We start from the raw sequence: 17,559 nt of genomic DNA, 5'->3' as shown, positions 1-17,559 counted from the left end.
GGCTTTTTAGTCGTCTTTTCTTCGTATCTTGCTGCTGGAACAGGATGATATGTGATATTGAGAATGATTATCAAGATCATTCTCATTTAAAATTATTGGTAAGAGTGATGGTTTCACCCGGCAAACAGCTGTCCGTTGCCGTGTCGTGGGTAGAATCTGTGAAGACGATCAAGATTTTAAACAGCGATAATATTTAAAGCTGCTGGCTTAATGTTGTCTTAATGTTTGTTTCAGTCGCGCGTCGAAATAAGCATTTTGTCATCAGGAAATTCTAATTGGCGGTGTTTTTCACTTTTTTAAAATGATGGTAATTGTTTTCATTATCATTCACATTCCTCTGTGATTTAATCCGTGCCAACCCGGTTTCTCCACGGCTTTTCGACTACCCATACTAAGGATTAGCTTATGAATTTCCGCTTATCGGCATATTGCGCGGCGATGCTCGCTGCTTCGGCTCTGTTTACCGCTCCGCAGGTTATGGCTGCTGACAATGGCGACGGCATTGTGGTGTATAACGCCCAGCATGAAAACCTGGTGAAATCCTGGGTTGACGGCTTTACCAAAGAAACCGGTATTAAAGTCACGCTGCGCAACGGCGACGATAGCGAATTGGGTAATCAACTGGTGCAGGAGGGGTCAGCCTCGCCGGCGGATGTCTTCCTGACTGAAAACTCGCCTTCAATGGTGCTGGTTGATAACGCCAAACTGTTTGCGCCGCTGGATGCCGCGACGCTGAATCAGGTCGCGCCGCAGTATCGTCCTGAGCACGGCCGCTGGATTGGCATTGCTGCCCGCAGTACCGTTTTCGTCTATAACCCGGCGAAAATCAGCGAATCTCAGCTGCCGCATTCGCTGATGGACCTGGCGAAACCTGAGTGGAAAGGGCGCTGGGCCGCCTCTCCATCGGGCGCAGACTTCCAGGCCATCGTTAGCGCCATGCTGGCGTTGAAGGGCGAAAAAGCGACGCTCGACTGGCTGAAGGCGATGAAAACGAACTTCGTGGCCTACAAAGGCAACAGCACGGTAATGAAAGCTGTCAACGCCGGACAAATCGACGGCGGGGTGATCTACCACTATTACCGCTTTGTCGACCAGGCGAAAACCGGCGAGAACAGCAAAAACACCAGGCTGTATTACTTTAAAAACCAGGATCCGGGCGCTTTCGTGAGTATCTCCGGCGGCGGCGTACTGGCGTCCAGCAAACATAAAGAGCAGGCGCAGGCGTTTATCAAATGGATTACCGGCAAGCAGGGTCAGGATGAGCTGCGTACCAATAATGCCTTCGAATATGCGGTGGGCGTGAATGCCGCCTCTAACCCGAAACTGACGCCGCTGAAAGAGCTGGACGCGCCGAAGGTTGAGCCATCAACGCTGAATAGCAAAAAAGTGATCGACCTGATGACCCAGGCTGGCCTGCTGTAATTTGATGCTGAAGTGATTTATCTATGTCTGTCCTGAGTCTGGTACTCGGAAAGAAAACAGGACGCCTGCCCGAGCGCAGGCGTCCTGCATTTCCGATGGTTGCCTTAGCTGTACTGTTTTCTGTAATGGCGTTACTGCCCTTAGGTTTTGTGGCCGCGGTGGGGATTGAGACCGGCTGGCCGACTATTAAAGCCCTGGTGTTTCGCCCGCGGGTGGCCGAACTGCTCAGCAATACGCTGTGGCTGACGCTGCTGGCGGTGCCCATCTGCATCACGCTTGGCGTGGCGGTGGCCTGGCTTACTGAACGCACCGCGCTTGCCGGGCGTCAGCTGTGGTCGGCGCTGGCGGTCGCGCCGCTGGCTATCCCGGCATTTGTCCAGAGCTATGCCTGGGTTAGCGCGGTTCCCTCGCTGCACGGCCTGTCCGCCGGGGTGTTCCTTTCGGTGCTGGCCTACTATCCCTTTATCTACATGCCGGTGGCGGCGGTGCTTCGTCGTCTCGACCCGACTCTGGAAGATGTTGCCGCCTCGTTGGGCACGCCGCCGTGGAAGGTTTTCTTCCGCGTGGTGCTGCCGCAACTGCGGTTGGCTATCTGCGGCGGCGCGCTGCTGGTGGCGCTGCATCTGCTGGCGGAATATGGCCTGTATGTGATGATTCGCTTCGATACCTTCACCACCGCCATTTATGACCAGTTCCAGTCCACCTTTAGCGGACCGGCGGCGAATATGTTGGCAGGGGTACTGGCGCTGTGCTGCCTGGCTATCCTGCTACTGGAGAGCCTCTCGCGCGGCAAAGCGCGTTATGCGCGCATCGGCGCCGGCGCGGCGCGAGAACAGAAGCGTCGTCCGTTGGGCAACGTGGCCGCATGGGGCGCGCAACTGCTGCTGTTGACGCTGGTGATGCTGGCGATGGGCGTCCCGCTGCTGGTGCTGTGCCGCTGGCTATGGCTTGGCGGTGTGGAGAACTGGCTGCATGCCGATCTTTGGCATTCGCTGCGCCAGACCCTGCTACTGGGAGCGGGCGGCGCGCTGCTGACCACCGCTTGCGCGATTCCTATCGCCTGGCTCGGCGTGCGTTATCCGCGCCGGCTGTTCCGCGTGATGGAAGGCTGTAATTATATCACCAGCTCACTGCCGGGCATCGTCACCGCGCTGGCGCTGGTGACGGTCGCCATCCACTATGCCCGTCCGGTGTATCAGACCGAAGTGACGCTGTTCCTCGCTTACCTGCTGATGTTTATGCCGCGAGCGCTGATTAACCTGCGCGCCGGTATCGCCCAGGCGCCGGTTGAGCTGGAAAACGTCGCCCGTAGCCTTGGCCGCAGCCCGGCTCGCGCCTTATGGAGCGTTACCATGCGGTTGGCCGCGCCGGGAGCGGCCGCTGGCGCCGCGTTGGTGTTTCTTGGCGTGAGCAACGAGCTCACCGCGACGTTGCTGCTATCGCCGTTAGGCACCCGCACGCTGTCGACCGGTTTTTGGGCGTTGACCAGCGAGATCGACTACGTCGCCGCGGCGCCCTATGCGATGCTGATGATCGTGATTTCGCTGCCGCTGACGGCGGTTCTTTATGTGCAGTCGAAAAAAATTGCAGGGTTGTAACATGCTGGAATTGTCCTCTATCTCGAAATCCTTCGCCGACGCGCTGGTGCTTGATAACCTTAATCTGACCGTGGCGCCGGGAAGCCGTACCGCCATTGTCGGCCCGTCGGGTTCCGGTAAAACCACGCTGCTGCGAATTCTTGCCGGTTTTGAAACCCCGGATAACGGGCGAATCGTTCTGCAGGGCAACACCCTGTTTGCCGAAGGCGTGTTTGTGCCGGCGCATCAGCGCGGGATCGGTTTCGTGCCGCAGGAAGGGGCGCTGTTCCCCCATCTTAACGTCGCGGACAATATTGCCTGGGGGCTGGATTGTAACCGCGAAGAGAAACGCCGTCGGGTCGCTGCGCTGATGGAGATGGTGGCGTTAGATTCGACATTAGCGAACCACTGGCCGCATGAAATTTCCGGCGGCCAGCAGCAGCGGGTTGCGCTGGCGCGCGCGTTGGCCCAGCGGCCATCGCTGATGTTACTGGATGAACCTTTCTCGGCGCTGGATACCGGGCTGCGGGCGGCAACGCGTAAAGCCACCGCCGACCTGCTGGCCGAGGCTGGCGTAGCGTCGATTCTGGTCACTCACGATCAGACGGAGGCGCTGTCGTTTGCAAGCCAGGTCGCGGTGATGCGGCAAGGACGTTTTGCTCAGGTAGGAACCCCGTTCGAGGTCTATTCGCGCCCGGTTGACGAGGCCACCGCGCTGTTTCTTGGCGATGCGCTGGTGCTCGACGCCGAACTCATGGAGGGGCGCGCGCGTTGCGCCATCGGCGAATTGCCGACTGACAATCCTCACGCCAGCGGCCGCGGGCGCGTGATGCTGCGCCCGGAGCAACTGCGGGTGTCGCCGTGCGCGCCGCAGGAGAGCGCCTTTCGCATCGTAGATGTCGATTTCGCCGGCCATATCTCGACGCTGACGGTGACGGTGGCAGGGCAATCGATGCCGCTGGTGCTGAAAACCGTCAGCCAGGCTGCCTGGCAAACTGGCGCCGCGGTTCGCCTGGACGTTATTGGCCAGGCGAGGATATTTTGCGCATAGCGGTGAAAAGGTGAACGTTCAGCCGGGATAAAAATTGATTTGGCGCGGAGATACGTTAATTAGCTGCTGATGTAGCACATTGTGCTAATTACACTACCAGCGAACGCTTTAGTATCCGCGCCACTGATCTCGTCGCCATGGAGTGGTAGGTCGTTGGAATAATTCCGCGAGGTCAGTCCATTCTTATTTCCCCTGGGATGATTATCGTTGCTGCGCGCTACGGCAGTGCCGACGATATTCCGAGGGTGAACGTTCAGTATTACGTTTAAACACCCGGCAAAAATAGTTGCTATCGATAAAGCCGCAATTATGCGCAATTTCTTTTACTTTTAAATCATAACCGCGTAATAGTTGCTTGGCTTTTTCCAGCCGCACGGCGGTTAGATATTCATTAAAGCCCACCGAGCCTGACTTCTGAAATATATGCGAAAGATAGTTCGGGGTAATATGAAAGCGTCTGGCCACCGATTCTCGGGTCAGCGGCTGGCTTAGATTTTCTTGTAGATAATCCTGAACGGCTAAAAACAGATCGCGGCTGCGGCTAACGCGCATTTCCAGCCCGACTAGTTGTTCAAGGCAGTGGCTTAACAGCGCGGAAACTACCAGCCGGGCGGTTATTGGGTCAGGCTGCAGGCAGACCTCATTCAACGCCAGCAGCAGATAGGAGCCAACGCGGGGGCCCAGCCTGGCGACGTTTTGCTTTTCAGTATGTAGTGTTTTACCGTCCCAGCGCTGGAGGCAAAAGCCGAGCTTTTGGCGGCCGAATAAAATGCTGAGCGTGGCCGCCGGGCCGGTCCACTCGGGTAGCGTCCACTTTCCCGCCTGTACGTAGAGTACCTGGGATGTGGCTAAGACCGCCGCGGATAGCGGCAGCCCCTGTTCATGAAGCTCGCCTTCAAGGACAATCTCCAGGCGCGGGAAGGGCACCTTCAGCGCCAGCGCCGGAACGGGAATATCCGGCTCCGGAAAGCGGACTTGCAGCCTATCTTTTTGATTAACTAAACGATTTAGTATGCCCGCCAGATCATCAATCATCCTGTCGACCCCGAGTTAAAATTATCTCTTTGATTATAATCTTTTTTATCCTGATGTTCCGCCTTACGGCGCGCTACGGATGCATTATTAAATGGGTGAATATTTTCGACGAATTCACCCTCCGTCAATTATTGATAAGGCTCACATTTTTGTGTCTGGCGTACGGATATCCAGTTTTTCGTAGTTTTTCCTTCCTGCCTGGTCGTTGGCCGCATCGTAGAGTTTGATTGTGTTATCTAAAAGTTAAAAGGAAGGCAATATGGACTCACAATCGATGATTCATCTGGAGGCGCTTGGCGCGACCCGGACGCTAAGCGACCAAATGAAACATGAACTTGATACGCTTGGCTATACCGTGGTGCACAACGTCGTTGATCCTCAGTGGCTGAGCGAAATGCGCGAGCGCATTGACGCGCTGGTGGAACGTGAAGGCGAGAATCTGGCGATGGAACACCATCAGGAGGCGACGGCGACGCGTATTGCCAACCTCATCAACAAGGGCGTTATCTGGGAGAAAGTGTGGTCGCATCCGCTCATTCTTTCCGCCTGTCGTTATATTTTTAATGGCGCGTTTAAAGTTTCCAGCCTCAATGCCCGCGAGGCGCTGTATAACGGTGGTCATCAACCGCTGCACGCCGACTGGAAAAAGCCACGGGTAGACTTCCCGAAAGTGCATCTGGTCAATACGATATGGGCTATTGATGATTTGAGCGCCGCCAACGGCGCGCCGCGGATTATTCCCGCGACCCATCTGCGCCCGGAGCTGCCGGAAGAGGTTTTGGCGGATCCTGAAAAGACGCATCCTGATGAAATTGTTTTTGCCGCGCCGGCCGGCAGCGTAATGATTTATAACGCGCATGCCTGGCACGGCGGCACCCGCAATCGTGAAGGCAGCAGAAGGCGCGTGCTTCATGGCTTATATATTGATCGTGCTGATACCGCGCAGCAGGACCAGCAGCGCTGGCTGACGCCAGAAACGGCGAGCCGCCTGACACCCGCGCAAAAGTGGCTGCTCGACGTGCAATAAACGCCGTGGCCGGTCAGGGAACTTCCAGGTAAACGACCGGCTTTTTCATAATGCTATTAACGGCTTTGACAATCTGCTGTGGCTGCAACAGGAAGGTGGCGATACTGGTTTTAATGGTACGGAGTCCGTTAAAGCGCTGAGCGCCATCGATTTCGATATCGGTTACCAGTAATACCACCGTGGCGCGGGCAATATCCTCTTCGCTAATTCGGTTTTCCACGCCGAGCGCGCCCTGGGTTTCCACTTTCAGAGACCATTTTTCATGATGACCGACTTTTTCCAGTAGCTCGGCTGCCATATAGGTATGTGCAACCCCGCTCACGCAGGCGGTCACCGCGACAATGTTGAAGTCCATAACATCCTCCAGGCGTTAACCGCCGATAGTGACGTGATATCCTGCTGCTTCAGCCAGCGCTTGATAAGGATGAATATCCGCCTCTCGGGGAGCGTTGACGTTGGCCAGCGGCCAGGTTTTACCCAGCAGACGGTATTTCGCCTCGCCATATTGATGAAACGGCAACAGATGAATCTCCGTCAGACCGAACGGCGCGAGGAACTTTAAGATCTGCTTAAAATTCTCCGTGTTCATCGTGTAGCCAGGGATCAGCGGCACGCGCGGGATAAGATTCATTTTGCGGCTGGCCAACTGACGGAAGTTGTCCAGCACTCGCGGCTGATTCATCTGCAGTAGTGAATGGGCCTGCTCGCTATTCATGATTTTCAAATCAAACAGTATTTCGTCACAGGCTTCGGCCACCGGGAGAAAACGGGTAAAGGCGCAGTCGCCCGCGGTCTCGATAGCGGTGCGCACCCCCCAGTGGCGCAGGTGCTGGAGGAAGCGGGCGGCAAACACGGCCTGCATCAGCACTTCGCCCCCAGACAGGGTGACGCCGCCGCCGGAGGCGCGGAAGAAGACCTCGTCCTTAAGCACCTCGCGCAGCAGGGCATCGAGCGTAACATCCCGGCCAATCTGCTCCCATGCCCCGGAGGGACACTCGGCGACGTCCTGCAGGCAGCGCGTGCAGCGCAGGCATTTACTCTCCCGGCGCACGGTCTGGATCTTTGGCGAGATCGATTCAGGATTGGCGCACCACGGGCAGGTGTGGGGGCAGCCTTTGAAAAACACCACCGTGCGGATCCCTTGCCCGTCATTAAGCGAGTAGCGTTGGAGGTTAAAAATGCGCGCCGTATCGGCGCGCGTTTCGATGACCTCACAGCTGATGCGCGGTGCGGCGGATAATGTCATCCTGTATCTCCTTCGACAGCTCAACAAAGAAGGCGCTGTAGCCCGCGACGCGCACCACCAGGCCTGCGAAGTCCTGCGGCCGCTGCTGCGCTTCACGCAGGGTGTCGGCGTTGACCACGTTAAACTGGATGTGCTGCAGCTTGAGCTTGCAGAAGGCCTGTAAAAAGTCTGCCAGTTTGTTCAGGCCGCCATCTCCGGCAAGCGTTGCCGGGGTGAATTTGACGTTCAGCAACGTACCGTTCGACAGCAGATAGTTATCCAGCTTGCTGACCGATTTCAGCACCGCCGTCGGCCCCTGAGCATCCTGTCCAACCATTGGCGACAGGCCGCCGTCCGCCAGCTGTTCGCCAGCCAGTCGACCGTCCGGCGTCGCGCCGACGACCGAGCCCAGCGGCACATGCGCGGAGACGGTATAGGAGCCAGGGGTAAAATGGCCGCCGCGCGGGTTCAGATACCGTTCTACCTCTTTACAGTAAAAACGCAGCAGATCGGCGCTAATATTATCGACTTCGTCGATATCGTTGCCGTATTTCTCGTAACGGTTGATCAAGCGGGCGCGGATTTTTTCTCCTTCCGGCGTGCGGAAGTTGGCTTTTAGCACCGCCATCAGCTCGGCAAAACTGAGGCGCTGTTGCTCGAAGACCATGCCCTTCAGCGCGTGCAGCGAATCGCTCAGGTTAGCGATTCCGATACCCTGAACGCCGGAGAAGTTATAGCGCGCGCCGCCTGCGGTGATATCTTTGCCGTGCTGCACGCAATCTTCGATAAAGGATGACAGCAGGGGCACCGGCGCCCAGTCGCGATGGCCGATATCGCAAATGTTGCTGCCTTCAACCATCAGCTTGATGTAATAGCGGATTTTGTCGCGGATTTGGCTGATGAGGCCGTCCCAGCTGACATCGGGCTGCTGTTCATTTTCCTGCAGCACAATTTCCATCACCTTCAGCAGATTAAACATCGCGATATCGTGCAGGCCGTAGGTACGCCCCGGAATAGAGAGCTCCACGCAGCCGACCACCGCGTAATCGCGGGCATCTTCCAGCGACACGCCGCGGTTGAGGAAGGCCGGGACGACCACCTCATCGTTGAAAATCTGCGGGATCCCGGTGCCCAGGCGAATGGTCTCAGCGGTTTTGCGCAGGAACGGGCGATCTATTAGTTCATTGACCCGCACCCCCAGGTTCGGCTGCGGTAGCTGCACATTCTGGTAAGCATCGAGAGAAAGAAAGGACAGTACGTTTACCGCGCTACGCCCGGTTTCCGTCAGTCCGCCAAGCAGGGCGGTGTAGCCGGTGGGAAAACCGGCGAAATAGCGCGCGCTGCTGGACGAACGCAGCAGAACGATATCGTTACACTTCACCCATAGCGACTCCAGCAGCTCCTTGAGATACGCGGGATCCTGACCCTGAGTCAGCGACGCCTGATAAAAAGGCAGCATGTACTGGTCAAAGCGTCCGAGCGAAATCGAGCTGGCGTTGGATTCATACTGCAAAATAATGTTCATATACCAGAACAGCTGGCAGGCCTGGGCAAAATCCTGCGGCCGATGCTGCGCGTTATGGCGTGAGGTCGCGGCGATGGTTGCCAGCTCCCGCTGACGCTGGGCATTCGCGCAGTTCGCGGCCATCTCTTCCGCCAGCGCGGCGTAGCGCAAAATATGACGCTGCGAAGCTTCAAGCAAGATCAGGACCGCCTGATAAAAGTGGTTATCAGGCTGCCGGGCGCAGTGTGATTTCAGCTCGGCGATCAGCGCGTCAAGGCCATTATTCAGCAGCCGCGGATAGTCGATAATAATATGGCCCTGGCCTTTATCCGTCTGGTTAACGCTGAAAATCTGCGTGCTGATAGCAGCCTTTACTTCCTCGGTCATTTGACCATTGATGAAATCTTTCATTGAGCGCTTTTCCCAGTAAGGGAACAGCGTTTCGCGGTAAATTCGTTTATCTTCTTCGCTTATCGCGAAGCGGTCCTGCGGGCGGGTCGGGAAGGTGTCGAGTTCGTTGAGCAGCCAGTATGGATCCATCTCCGGCGATATAATTCCCGCACGTGGTTTAACGGTGCGGTTGCCGGCAATCAGTTCATCATCACGAATCGAAATGGCCACCTTATCGAGGATCCACGCCGTGGCTTTCGCCCGGCGGATAATCACCGGCTCGCCCTCCGTCAGCCGATGGCTGGCGGTATAAAGCAATGCGCGTTCAAGGGAGATTTCGCGCGGCTGGGCGAACAGGCTGGTTTTCAGGCGTTGCGTACGATTCGTCATGACAAACTCCGTGTTGTGGCGAAGAGGCGCGTAAGCGCCTCTTTTGGGCTTCAGGCGTTCTGGGAAAGGTGGCTGTCTATCTTGTTCATGATGGCGTCGGCGCGTTTTACCGCATCGCTGATATTGACGCGCACAATGGTTTTCCCGGCAAAACGTTCTTCAAACTTAATGCCGATATCTTTGGTCAGAATGACCATATCGGCAGCGGCGATATCCTCCGCCGTGAGTTCGTTCTCAATGCCGATGGAACCCTGGGTCTCAACCTTAACCTGCCAGCCTTTGGCTTTAGCGGCGCTTTCCAGCGACTCGGCGGCCATATAGGTATGGGCGACGCCCGATGGGCAGGCGGTGACGGCGATAATGTGGGTCATAAGGTGTTCCTTCCAGTCTGTTAGTTAATTTCGAAATCAAGATCTAATTCATCGTCGGCCTGGGCGTCGGACGGTTGCTTTTTGGTGAATGCTTTCAGGGCGATGACGCAGGCCGCGCTGACGCAGGCGCCGACAAAGAGTGCGGTGACAAAGGCGAGTTTGCCCTGGACCACCGGCAGCACGATAAGCCCGCCCCAGCCGGCATAGCACTGCGCGCCCATCAGCGCGGCGGTGACGCAGCCGCAGGCGGCGCCAATCATGTTGGCGGGAATAACGCGCAGCGGGTCGGCGGCGGCAAAAGGAATGGCGCCTTCGGTCACCCCGACGCAGCCCATCACCAGCGCGGCCTTGCCGGTTTCACGCTCTTCGGCGGTAAAATATTGGCGACCAATTAACGTCGCCAGCCCCATGCCCAGCGGCGGTACGGCGATGCCGACCGCGGCGATTGCCACGACGCTGTAGACGCCCTGAGAGACGCAAATCAACATAAAGGCGTAGGCCACTTTGTTAACCGGGCCGCCCATATCAAAGGCCAGCATCAGGCCCATAATGATGGCCAGCACCACGATGCTGCCTTCGCGCATCCCCTGCAGCCAGCTGGTCAGGTTTGCGGTCAGCGCGCCCACCGGTTCGCCGAGGCCCCACATCATGATCCCGGCGGTGATAAAGGTGCCGATGATGGGAATAATGAAGATAGGCATCACCGAGCGTAGAACTTTATGAACGGGAATTTTTTTCAGGTAATAGACCACCAGACCGCCAATCATTCCGGCTATCAGCGCGCCGAAGAAGCCGGCGCCGAAGCCGTTGCCGACCCAGGCGCCAATGGCGCAGGGGGCCAGCGCGGCGCGGTCAGAAATGGAGTAGCCGATGTAGGCGGCAAGGAAAGGTACCATCAGCGTCAGCCCGGCGACGCCGATATCAAAGAGCTTCTTCAGATTAGGGTCGGTGGCGGCATCGGGCACCGCGCCTTTGCCATATAACATGACGGACACCGCCAGCAGGATCCCGCCGGAAACGACGAAGGGGATCATGTGTGAGACGCCGGTCATCAGATGCTGGCGGGTATTTTTTAGTATGTGCACCAGTTCGTTCATTGCTTGCTCCTGAGCGCTGTGTGGCCCGTGACAGTATTGATGCCTCAACATTAGAAAAAGGGCGGGGTATAAAATAGTAGAGAAAAAGTGCATTTACTGGATATTTGTAAGGTGAGAAAGGAATTGCGATCCACCTCAAATCTTAGCTGTTATTAGGGCTACGTACGCCTGAACTGATGAATTGTGATGGCGAGCATAAAAAAGATGTATGTGTACAATAGTCCAGTAATTGCCAGTTTTATCACGTAGTTCATTGCCACTACTTTCATTACCTTTGGCTGAAATAACGCATTGCTCAGGAGGAAGGCGATGGCACTGGTAATTGAATTCATATGTGATTTGCCAAATGGCGTGCATGCGCGCCCGGCGAGCCTGGTCGAAACGCTGTGTAACCGTTTTTCGTCGGCGGTTGAGTGGCGGAATCTGCGGAGCGACGGTCGCGGGAATGCGAAAAGCGCGCTGGCGATTATCGGCAGCAACACCCTAAAAGGAGACGCCTGTCAGCTGATTATCAGCGGGGAGGATGAAGACGAAGCGTATGCCGCGTTAACCGCGTTTATTGAAAATGAATTTCCGCACTGCGATGCGCCGCTGCCCTCTGCGCAAACGCTGGATGTCCAGCCGGTGCCGGAATCGCTGTCGCGGCTGAACCCAACGCTGTTCCCTGCGCGCCCGGTGTGCGCCGGCAGTGCTGGCGGTAAGCTGGTTCATCTCAAATCACGCGATCTTCACGACCTTGGCGAACTGCCGATGGTCGCCAGCCTTGAACAGGAACAGGCGGCACTGGATACCGGTTTGCGTCTGTTGGTGCAGGATATCGATCTGCGGTTACTGGACAATGACGGCACCGCCAGCGCGATTCTGCAAGCTCACCGTTCGCTGGCGACCGATGCTTCGCTGCGCCAGCACCTGCTTGGCGGTATTCTCACCGGCCTTAGCTGCGCACAGGCTATTGTCGCCACCGGCGACCACTTCTGCGCCCAGTTCCGCGATTCCGGCAACAGCTATCTGCAGGAACGAGTGCTGGATGTCCGCGACGTCTGCTTCCAGCTATTGCAGCATATCTATGGCGAAGATCGCTTTCCGGCACCGGGACAACTGCGGGAAGCGGCTATTTGTCTTGCCGATGAACTGACCCCAAGCCAGTTTCTGGAACTGGATAAGTCGCAGTTGAAAGGGCTACTGCTGCGCAGCGGCGGCACAACTTCACATACTGTCATTCTGGCCCGTTCGTTCAATATTCCTACGTTGGTGGGCATTGACCTGCCGGCGCTGCTGCCGTGGGTCGAAACTCAGGTACAGATCGACGGTAATGCCGGGCTGCTGGTGGTGGACCCCAGCCCAGCGGTAGCGCGCTATTATCAGCAGGAGTCCTGGCTACAGGGGCAAATTCAGCAACAGCAGCAGGTATGGCTTGATAAAGCCGGGCAGACGCAAGACGGCATCCGCGTAGAGATCGCCGCCAATATCGCGCATTCGGTGGAAGCGGTGGCGGCATTTAATAACGGCGCGCAGTCGGTTGGGCTGTTCCGTACCGAAATGTTGTATATGGACCGTCCCGGCGCGCCGTCGGAAAATGAGCTCTACAACATCTTTTGTCAGGCGCTGGAGCCCGCTAACGGGCGCAGTATTATCGTGCGCACCATGGATATCGGCGGCGATAAGCCGGTGGCGTATCTCAATATTCCGGCGGAAAACAATCCGTTCCTCGGCTACCGCGCGGTACGCATCTATGAAGAGTATCAAGCGTTGTTTCATACTCAGCTGCGGGCCATTTTACGCGCCTCGGCGCACGGCTCGCTGAAAATTATGATCCCGATGATTTCATCAATGGAGGAGATTCTGTGGGTGAAAGAGCGGCTGGCGGAGGCCAAGCAGTCGCTGCGCGCCGAACAGATCCCGTTTGATGAAAAGATCCCACTCGGCATCATGCTGGAGGTGCCTTCGGTGATGTTTATCATCGATCAGTGCTGTGAAGAGGTCGATTTCTTTAGCATCGGCAGCAACGATTTAACGCAGTATCTGCTGGCGGTCGATCGCGATAACGCTAAAGTGACGCGTCATTACAACAGCCTGAACCCGGCCTTCCTGCGCGCGCTGGACTATGCCGTGCAGGCGGTGCATCGTCAGGGAAAATGGATTGGCCTGTGCGGCGAGCTGGGGGCGAAAGGATCGGTGCTGCCGCTGCTGGTTGGCCTCGGTTTAGATGAATTGAGTATGAGCGCGCCGGCAATCCCGGCGACCAAGGCGCGCCTGGCGCAACTGGATAGCCGCGCCTGCCGCCAGCTACTGAATCAGGCGATGCAGTGCCGTACCTCACTGGAAGTCGAGCATCTGCTGGCCCAGTTCCGCATGCGTCAGCAGGATGTTCCGCTGGTGAGTACCCAGTGCATTACGCTTAATAGCGACTGGCGCAGCAAGGAAGAAGTGCTGAAAGGGATGACTGATAATCTGCTGCTGGCCGGGCGTTGCCGCTATCCGCGTAAGCTGGAGGCAGACCTGTGGGCCCGCGAGGCGGTGTTCTCCACCGGTCTGGGCTTTAGCTTCGCCATTCCGCACAGTAAATCCGAGCATATTGAGCAGTCGACCATCAGCGTCGCGCGGCTGGCGCAACCGGTGATGTGGGGCGATGAAGAAGCGCAATTTGTCATTATGCTGACGCTGAACAAACACTCGGCGGGTGACCAGCATATGCGGATCTTCTCACGGTTGGCGCGGCGCATTATGCATGAGGGTTTTCGTACCGCTCTGGTAAATGCGGCAAGCCCCGAGGATATCGCCGAACTGCTGCGCCGCGAGCTGGAATTGTGATTGTCTCTCCGGCCAGCGCCGCTGGCCGGAGAGCGAGCTATAAATCCAGCACTAACCGGCCGCCTTTAGCGCGTGAGCAGCAGATCAGCATACTCTGCTGGCTGGCTTTCTCTTCATCGCTGTAGTACTGATCGCGGTGGTCGGCTTCGCCCTCCAGAATCATCGTTTCGCAGGTGCCGCACACCCCTTCGCGGCACAGGCATTCCACCTTCGCCGCTTTGTTATTCTCAATCACCTGTAAAATGGTCATATCCTGCGGCACGGTAAATTCGCGTCCGGAACGCGCCAGCACCAGCGTAAATGCCTCTCCGCCTTTATCCTCAAGGATAAATTGCTCAAAGTGCAGCTGGCTGGCGGGAACCTGATACCGTTCGGCGGCGGCTTTCACCGCCTCGTTAAGTGCAGCCGGGCCGCAGGTATAGACGTGGGTTCCGGGCTCGATGTCGGCGAACAGGCGCGACAGATCGAGACGGCTGCCGAGCGCTGATATGTGAATATTGACCCGGTCGCGCCACGGCGCTGCGCTGAGCGCATCGACGAAAGCATTATTGTCGGCGTCGTGGAAACAGTAGTGCAGTTGCCAGTCGGCCTGCAGCTGTTCCAGTTCAGGAATATGCGCTAAAAATGGCGTGATGCCGATGCCGCCGGCGATCAGCAGATGTTTTCGCGCCTGCGGTTCGATGGCGAACAGGTTGTTGGGGGTGGACACCGTCAGGGTATCGCCCGGTCGCACCTGCTGATGCATAAAACGCGAGCCGCCTTTGGAAGGCGACTCAAGACGCACCGCAATCTGCCAGCTTGTGGTATCCAGCGGCGAGCTCATGAGCGAATAGGCATTGCTGTAGCGCTGCTCGCCATCCTGCATCTGGACGATTATATGGCTGCCGCCGCTGAACTCCGGCAGCGGGGAGCCGGTCGACGATACCAGCGTAAAACGCTTAACCTGGGCGGTGATCTGTTCAACATCGCGAACGATCGTCTCAAACATTTGATAATCAGACATCGCTGAACTCCATCAAAAATCCCGGCGTGGCCAGAGCCGCCGCCGGGAGAATACAGTTACAACCCCTGGCAGAGATACTTCATCTCCAGGTAATCTTCGATTCCGTGTTCCGAGCCTTCGCGGCCAAGACCCGACTGTTTCACCCCGCCAAATGGCGCGACTTCGTTGGAAATCAGCCCGGTATTGATGCCGACCATGCCGTATTCCAGCTGCTCGGAGACGCGCCAGATACGGGCGGCATCGTTGCTGTAGAAATAGGAGGCGAGGCCGTAGATGGTGTTATTGGCCTGCTCAATGACCTCTTGCTCATCCTCAAATTTCACCAGCGCGGCCACCGGGCCGAAAATCTCTTCCTGCAGCAGCAGTGACCCCGGCTGTACGTTGCCGATAACCGTCGGGGTGAAGAAATTACCGCCCAGCGGATGTGCTTTTCCGCCGGTTAACAGCGTCGCGCCGCGGGTGAGCGCATCGTCGAGCAGGGACTGGACTTTGCGCCCGGCGTCGGCGTTGATAAGTGGGCCAATCTGTACATCGGACTCGCTGCCATCGCCGACTTTCAGGGCGGCGACGCGGGCGACGAACTTATCGCAGAATTGGTCGTAGACGGCGCGATGAATATAGAAGCGGTTGACGCAAACGCAGGTTTGTCCGGCGTTGCGGAACTTGGCGATCAGCGCTCCCTCGACGGCTTTATCGATATCGGCGTCGTCAAAGACGATAAACGGCGCGTTACCGCCGAGCTCTAAAGAGAGCTTTTTGATGGATTCAGCGCACTGGCGCATCAGCACGCGGCCAACTTCGGTCGAGCCGGTAAAGGAGAGCTTTCGCACCCGCTCATCGCCGGTGAACACCGCGCCAATTTCACGCGACTGCCCGGTGACAACGTTAATCACGCCCTGCGGGATCCCGGCCTGATTCGCCAGTTCCGCCATCGCCAGCGCGGTAAATGGCGTTTCGTTGGCAGGCTTAATTACCATCGTACAACCCGCGGCCAGCGCCGGGCCGGCCTTACGGGTGATCATCGCCGCCGGGAAGTTCCACGGGGTGATCGCCGCGCAGACCCCCACGCCCTGGCGGATCACCATCAGGCGTTTATCGGCGCCGGGGGAGGGGATTATCTCGCCGTTGGCGCGTTTCCCTTGTTCGGCAAACCACTCGATAAACGAGGCTGCATAGGCGATTTCGCCTTCCGCTTCCGCCAGCGGCTTGCCCTGCTCGGCTGTCATTATCTGCGCCAGCGCGGTCTTGTTTTCGAGGATCAGGCGGTGCCAGTTCTTCAATAACGCTGCGCGCTGGGCGGCGGTAAGCGCGCGCCATGCCGGCAGCGCGGCAGCGGCGGCATCCACCGCCTGCTGCGCTTCCGTCCGTCCCATATTCGGGATCTGGCCGAGCGCCTCGCCGGTGGAGGGGCTGCTGACGGCAAGCGATGTACCGTCGGCGGCGTCGCGCCAGCTTCCGGCAATCAGCGCCTGCTGGCGAAACAGATTTGAGTGAAATACGGACATGGCTAACTCCTTCAACAATTACGGCTGGAACACCTGGGCGACCAGATTGTGGAAATGGGCGATCCCGTGCTCGGAGATCCCGCTGCCGCTGTTATCCGCCATAATCCGTCCCTGTCCACGATAGCCGCGGGACTTCAGCCCCTTCTGCACGCTTTCCACCAGGCGCAAATCTTCCGGGCGGAACACGTCGCGATACCACTCAATCAGCGCTTTCTGATCGTCGGTCAGCTCTTCGTTGGTGAAATAGATGTCGTAATTCTGCAGGGTGGTCTCTTCATCCACCGGGAATTCATAAATGACGGTCATCATGCCCTTGATCGGCGTGACGTTGAGCATGGTGCACGGCCACAGCCAGAAGCCGTGAAACGCGGCGTCGGTGCCTTCTTCGAATTTAAATGACTGCTCGGACGGTTTGGCGAAGCCATACTGCAGCGTCCATTTGCCGTGCATGGTGTGCCAGTAACGGTCAACCTGCACGGAATCCGAGAAGCCCGGGTGCGCCGGGCCGCAGTGGTAACATTCCAGATAGTTATCGACGATATTTTTCCAGTTCGCCGGGGTAAGAGTGGTAAAGCGCGCCGCCAGTTTCAGCTCATGCACATCCGGGCAGGCTTCCAGCACTTTGTCCTGCAGCCCCGGTAGCTGCGTTTCCACGCTCTCCGCTTGCGGGTTCATATTGATAAACACAAAGCCGGCATACTCTTCAAGGCGAACCGGCACAAGCGTTGCCTTATCGCTATCGAAATTCTCCACGTTTTCGCAGTTGCGGGCGTGGGCGAGATTGCCGTCCAGCTTGAAGGCCCAGGCGTGATAGGGGCAGGTAATCACGTTTTTGGCTTTACCCTCGCCGCTCAGCAACTGGTGGCCGCGGTGTGGGCAGACGTTATAGAAGGCGCGCAGAATGTTGTCGCGCCCGCGGACGATAACGATATTTTCGCCGATGATCTCTCGGGTAATGTAATCGTTCGGCCTGGCGACTTCGCTGCCGTGGGCGACGCAAATCCAGCTATTGGCGAAGATACGCTCTTTCTCGTGCTCAAACGCCTGGCTGTCAGTGTAAAAACGGGCCGGAATGGTCCAGGCGTCCTGCGGATTGGCGCAAAAGTTAATCGGCAGGGTAAAGTCAGGGCTTAAATTGCTCATGTAGGGTC

The 17,559-nt window shown here is 57.3% G+C and carries 14 protein-coding genes and 1 pseudogene; 5 read left to right on the top strand and 10 right to left on the bottom strand.

Going from position 1 to position 17,559, the window contains the following annotated elements; all coding sequences use genetic code 11:
• The first annotated feature begins 405 nt into the window (after nt 1–405).
• Genes ACSEMK_RS16105 through ACSEMK_RS16095 form a run of 3 tightly spaced genes read left to right on the top strand, consistent with a single transcriptional unit; the run spans nt 406 to nt 4,050 of the window.
• Nucleotides 406–1,422, top strand: a complete 1,017-nt coding sequence (locus tag ACSEMK_RS16105; protein WP_015704968.1) for an iron ABC transporter substrate-binding protein — start codon at nt 406–408, stop codon at nt 1,420–1,422.
• A gap of 23 nt (nt 1,423–1,445) precedes the next feature.
• Nucleotides 1,446–3,020 (top strand): ABC transporter permease, encoded by a 1,575-nt coding sequence (locus tag ACSEMK_RS16100; RefSeq protein ID WP_316424512.1) that lies wholly within the window; start codon nt 1,446–1,448, stop codon nt 3,018–3,020.
• A 1-nt stretch (nt 3,021) separates the two neighbouring features.
• Entirely contained in the window at nt 3,022–4,050 is a 1,029-nt protein-coding gene (locus ACSEMK_RS16095) for an ABC transporter ATP-binding protein (RefSeq protein ID WP_316424513.1), read from the top strand.
• Nucleotides 4,051–4,251: 201 nt separating this feature from the next.
• Here ACSEMK_RS16095 and ACSEMK_RS16090 read toward each other — a convergent pair whose 3' ends face one another.
• Nucleotides 4,252–5,085 (bottom strand): helix-turn-helix transcriptional regulator, encoded by an 834-nt coding sequence (locus ACSEMK_RS16090; RefSeq protein ID WP_087858062.1) that lies wholly within the window; start codon nt 5,083–5,085, stop codon nt 4,252–4,254.
• 236 nt (nt 5,086–5,321) lie between these two features.
• Nucleotides 5,322–5,441, bottom strand: a pseudogene (locus ACSEMK_RS16085) (hypothetical protein); the annotation flags it as partial.
• Between ACSEMK_RS16085 and ACSEMK_RS16080 the strand changes: the two are divergent.
• Nucleotides 5,408–6,112, top strand: a complete 705-nt coding sequence (locus ACSEMK_RS16080; protein ID WP_410477032.1) for a phytanoyl-CoA dioxygenase family protein — start codon at nt 5,408–5,410, stop codon at nt 6,110–6,112. The pseudogene ACSEMK_RS16085 and the gene ACSEMK_RS16080 overlap by 34 nt on opposite strands.
• Before the next feature lie 13 nt (nt 6,113–6,125).
• On the opposite strand, the gene ACSEMK_RS16075 is transcribed toward ACSEMK_RS16080, so the two are convergent.
• Genes ACSEMK_RS16075 through ACSEMK_RS16055 form a run of 5 tightly spaced genes read right to left on the bottom strand, consistent with a single transcriptional unit; the run spans nt 6,126 to nt 11,089 of the window.
• Nucleotides 6,126–6,467, bottom strand: a complete 342-nt coding sequence (locus tag ACSEMK_RS16075; RefSeq protein WP_047065412.1) for a PTS fructose-like transporter subunit IIB — start codon at nt 6,465–6,467, stop codon at nt 6,126–6,128.
• Between the two features lie 15 nt (nt 6,468–6,482).
• Nucleotides 6,483–7,358 carry a [formate-C-acetyltransferase]-activating enzyme gene (locus ACSEMK_RS16070; RefSeq protein WP_316424515.1) on the bottom strand — a complete coding sequence of 292 codons (876 nt, stop codon included), beginning with the start codon at nt 7,356–7,358 and terminating at the stop codon, nt 6,483–6,485.
• The gene (locus ACSEMK_RS16065) at nt 7,324–9,621 is read right to left on the bottom strand and encodes a formate C-acetyltransferase (RefSeq protein ID WP_316424516.1); all 2,298 of its coding nucleotides are present in this window, start codon (nt 9,619–9,621) and stop codon (nt 7,324–7,326) included. The genes ACSEMK_RS16070 and ACSEMK_RS16065 overlap by 35 nt, the downstream gene beginning before the upstream one ends.
• A 50-nt stretch (nt 9,622–9,671) precedes the next feature.
• Nucleotides 9,672–9,992, bottom strand: coding sequence for a PTS fructose-like transporter subunit IIB (locus ACSEMK_RS16060; protein WP_087858058.1), 321 nt, complete (start codon nt 9,990–9,992; stop codon nt 9,672–9,674).
• Nucleotides 9,993–10,012: 20 nt separating this feature from the next.
• Entirely contained in the window at nt 10,013–11,089 is a 1,077-nt protein-coding gene (locus tag ACSEMK_RS16055; RefSeq protein WP_087858057.1) for a PTS fructose transporter subunit EIIC, read from the bottom strand.
• Nucleotides 11,090–11,398: 309 nt separating this feature from the next.
• On the opposite strand from ACSEMK_RS16055, the gene ptsP reads away from it, so the two are divergent.
• Nucleotides 11,399–13,900, top strand: a complete 2,502-nt coding sequence (ptsP, locus tag ACSEMK_RS16050) for a phosphoenolpyruvate--protein phosphotransferase (RefSeq protein ID WP_316424517.1) — start codon at nt 11,399–11,401, stop codon at nt 13,898–13,900.
• A 37-nt stretch (nt 13,901–13,937) separates the two neighbouring features.
• On the opposite strand, the gene ACSEMK_RS16045 is transcribed toward ptsP, so the two are convergent.
• From ACSEMK_RS16045 to yeaW, 3 genes are read right to left on the bottom strand one after another with little or no spacing between them, the layout of a single operon-like run.
• Nucleotides 13,938–14,903, bottom strand: coding sequence for a PDR/VanB family oxidoreductase (locus ACSEMK_RS16045; protein ID WP_316424518.1), 966 nt, complete (start codon nt 14,901–14,903; stop codon nt 13,938–13,940).
• 56 nt (nt 14,904–14,959) lie between these two features.
• A complete protein-coding gene (locus ACSEMK_RS16040; protein ID WP_316424519.1) occupies nt 14,960–16,408 on the bottom strand; it encodes an NAD-dependent succinate-semialdehyde dehydrogenase in 1,449 nt (482 codons plus the stop codon).
• 18 nt (nt 16,409–16,426) lie between these two features.
• The gene (gene yeaW, locus ACSEMK_RS16035; protein WP_032711373.1) at nt 16,427–17,551 is read right to left on the bottom strand and encodes a carnitine monooxygenase, oxygenase subunit YeaW; all 1,125 of its coding nucleotides are present in this window, start codon (nt 17,549–17,551) and stop codon (nt 16,427–16,429) included.
• Between the last annotated feature and the right edge of the window lie 8 nt (nt 17,552–17,559).

The sequence above is a fragment of the Klebsiella sp. K-3 genome (assembly GCF_051207495.1).
GTDB classification, from domain to species: Bacteria; Pseudomonadota; Gammaproteobacteria; order Enterobacterales; family Enterobacteriaceae; genus Klebsiella; species Klebsiella aerogenes.
The sequence above is the reverse complement of the archived record's forward strand: the minus strand, read 5'-3'. Positions and strand labels throughout refer to the sequence as shown.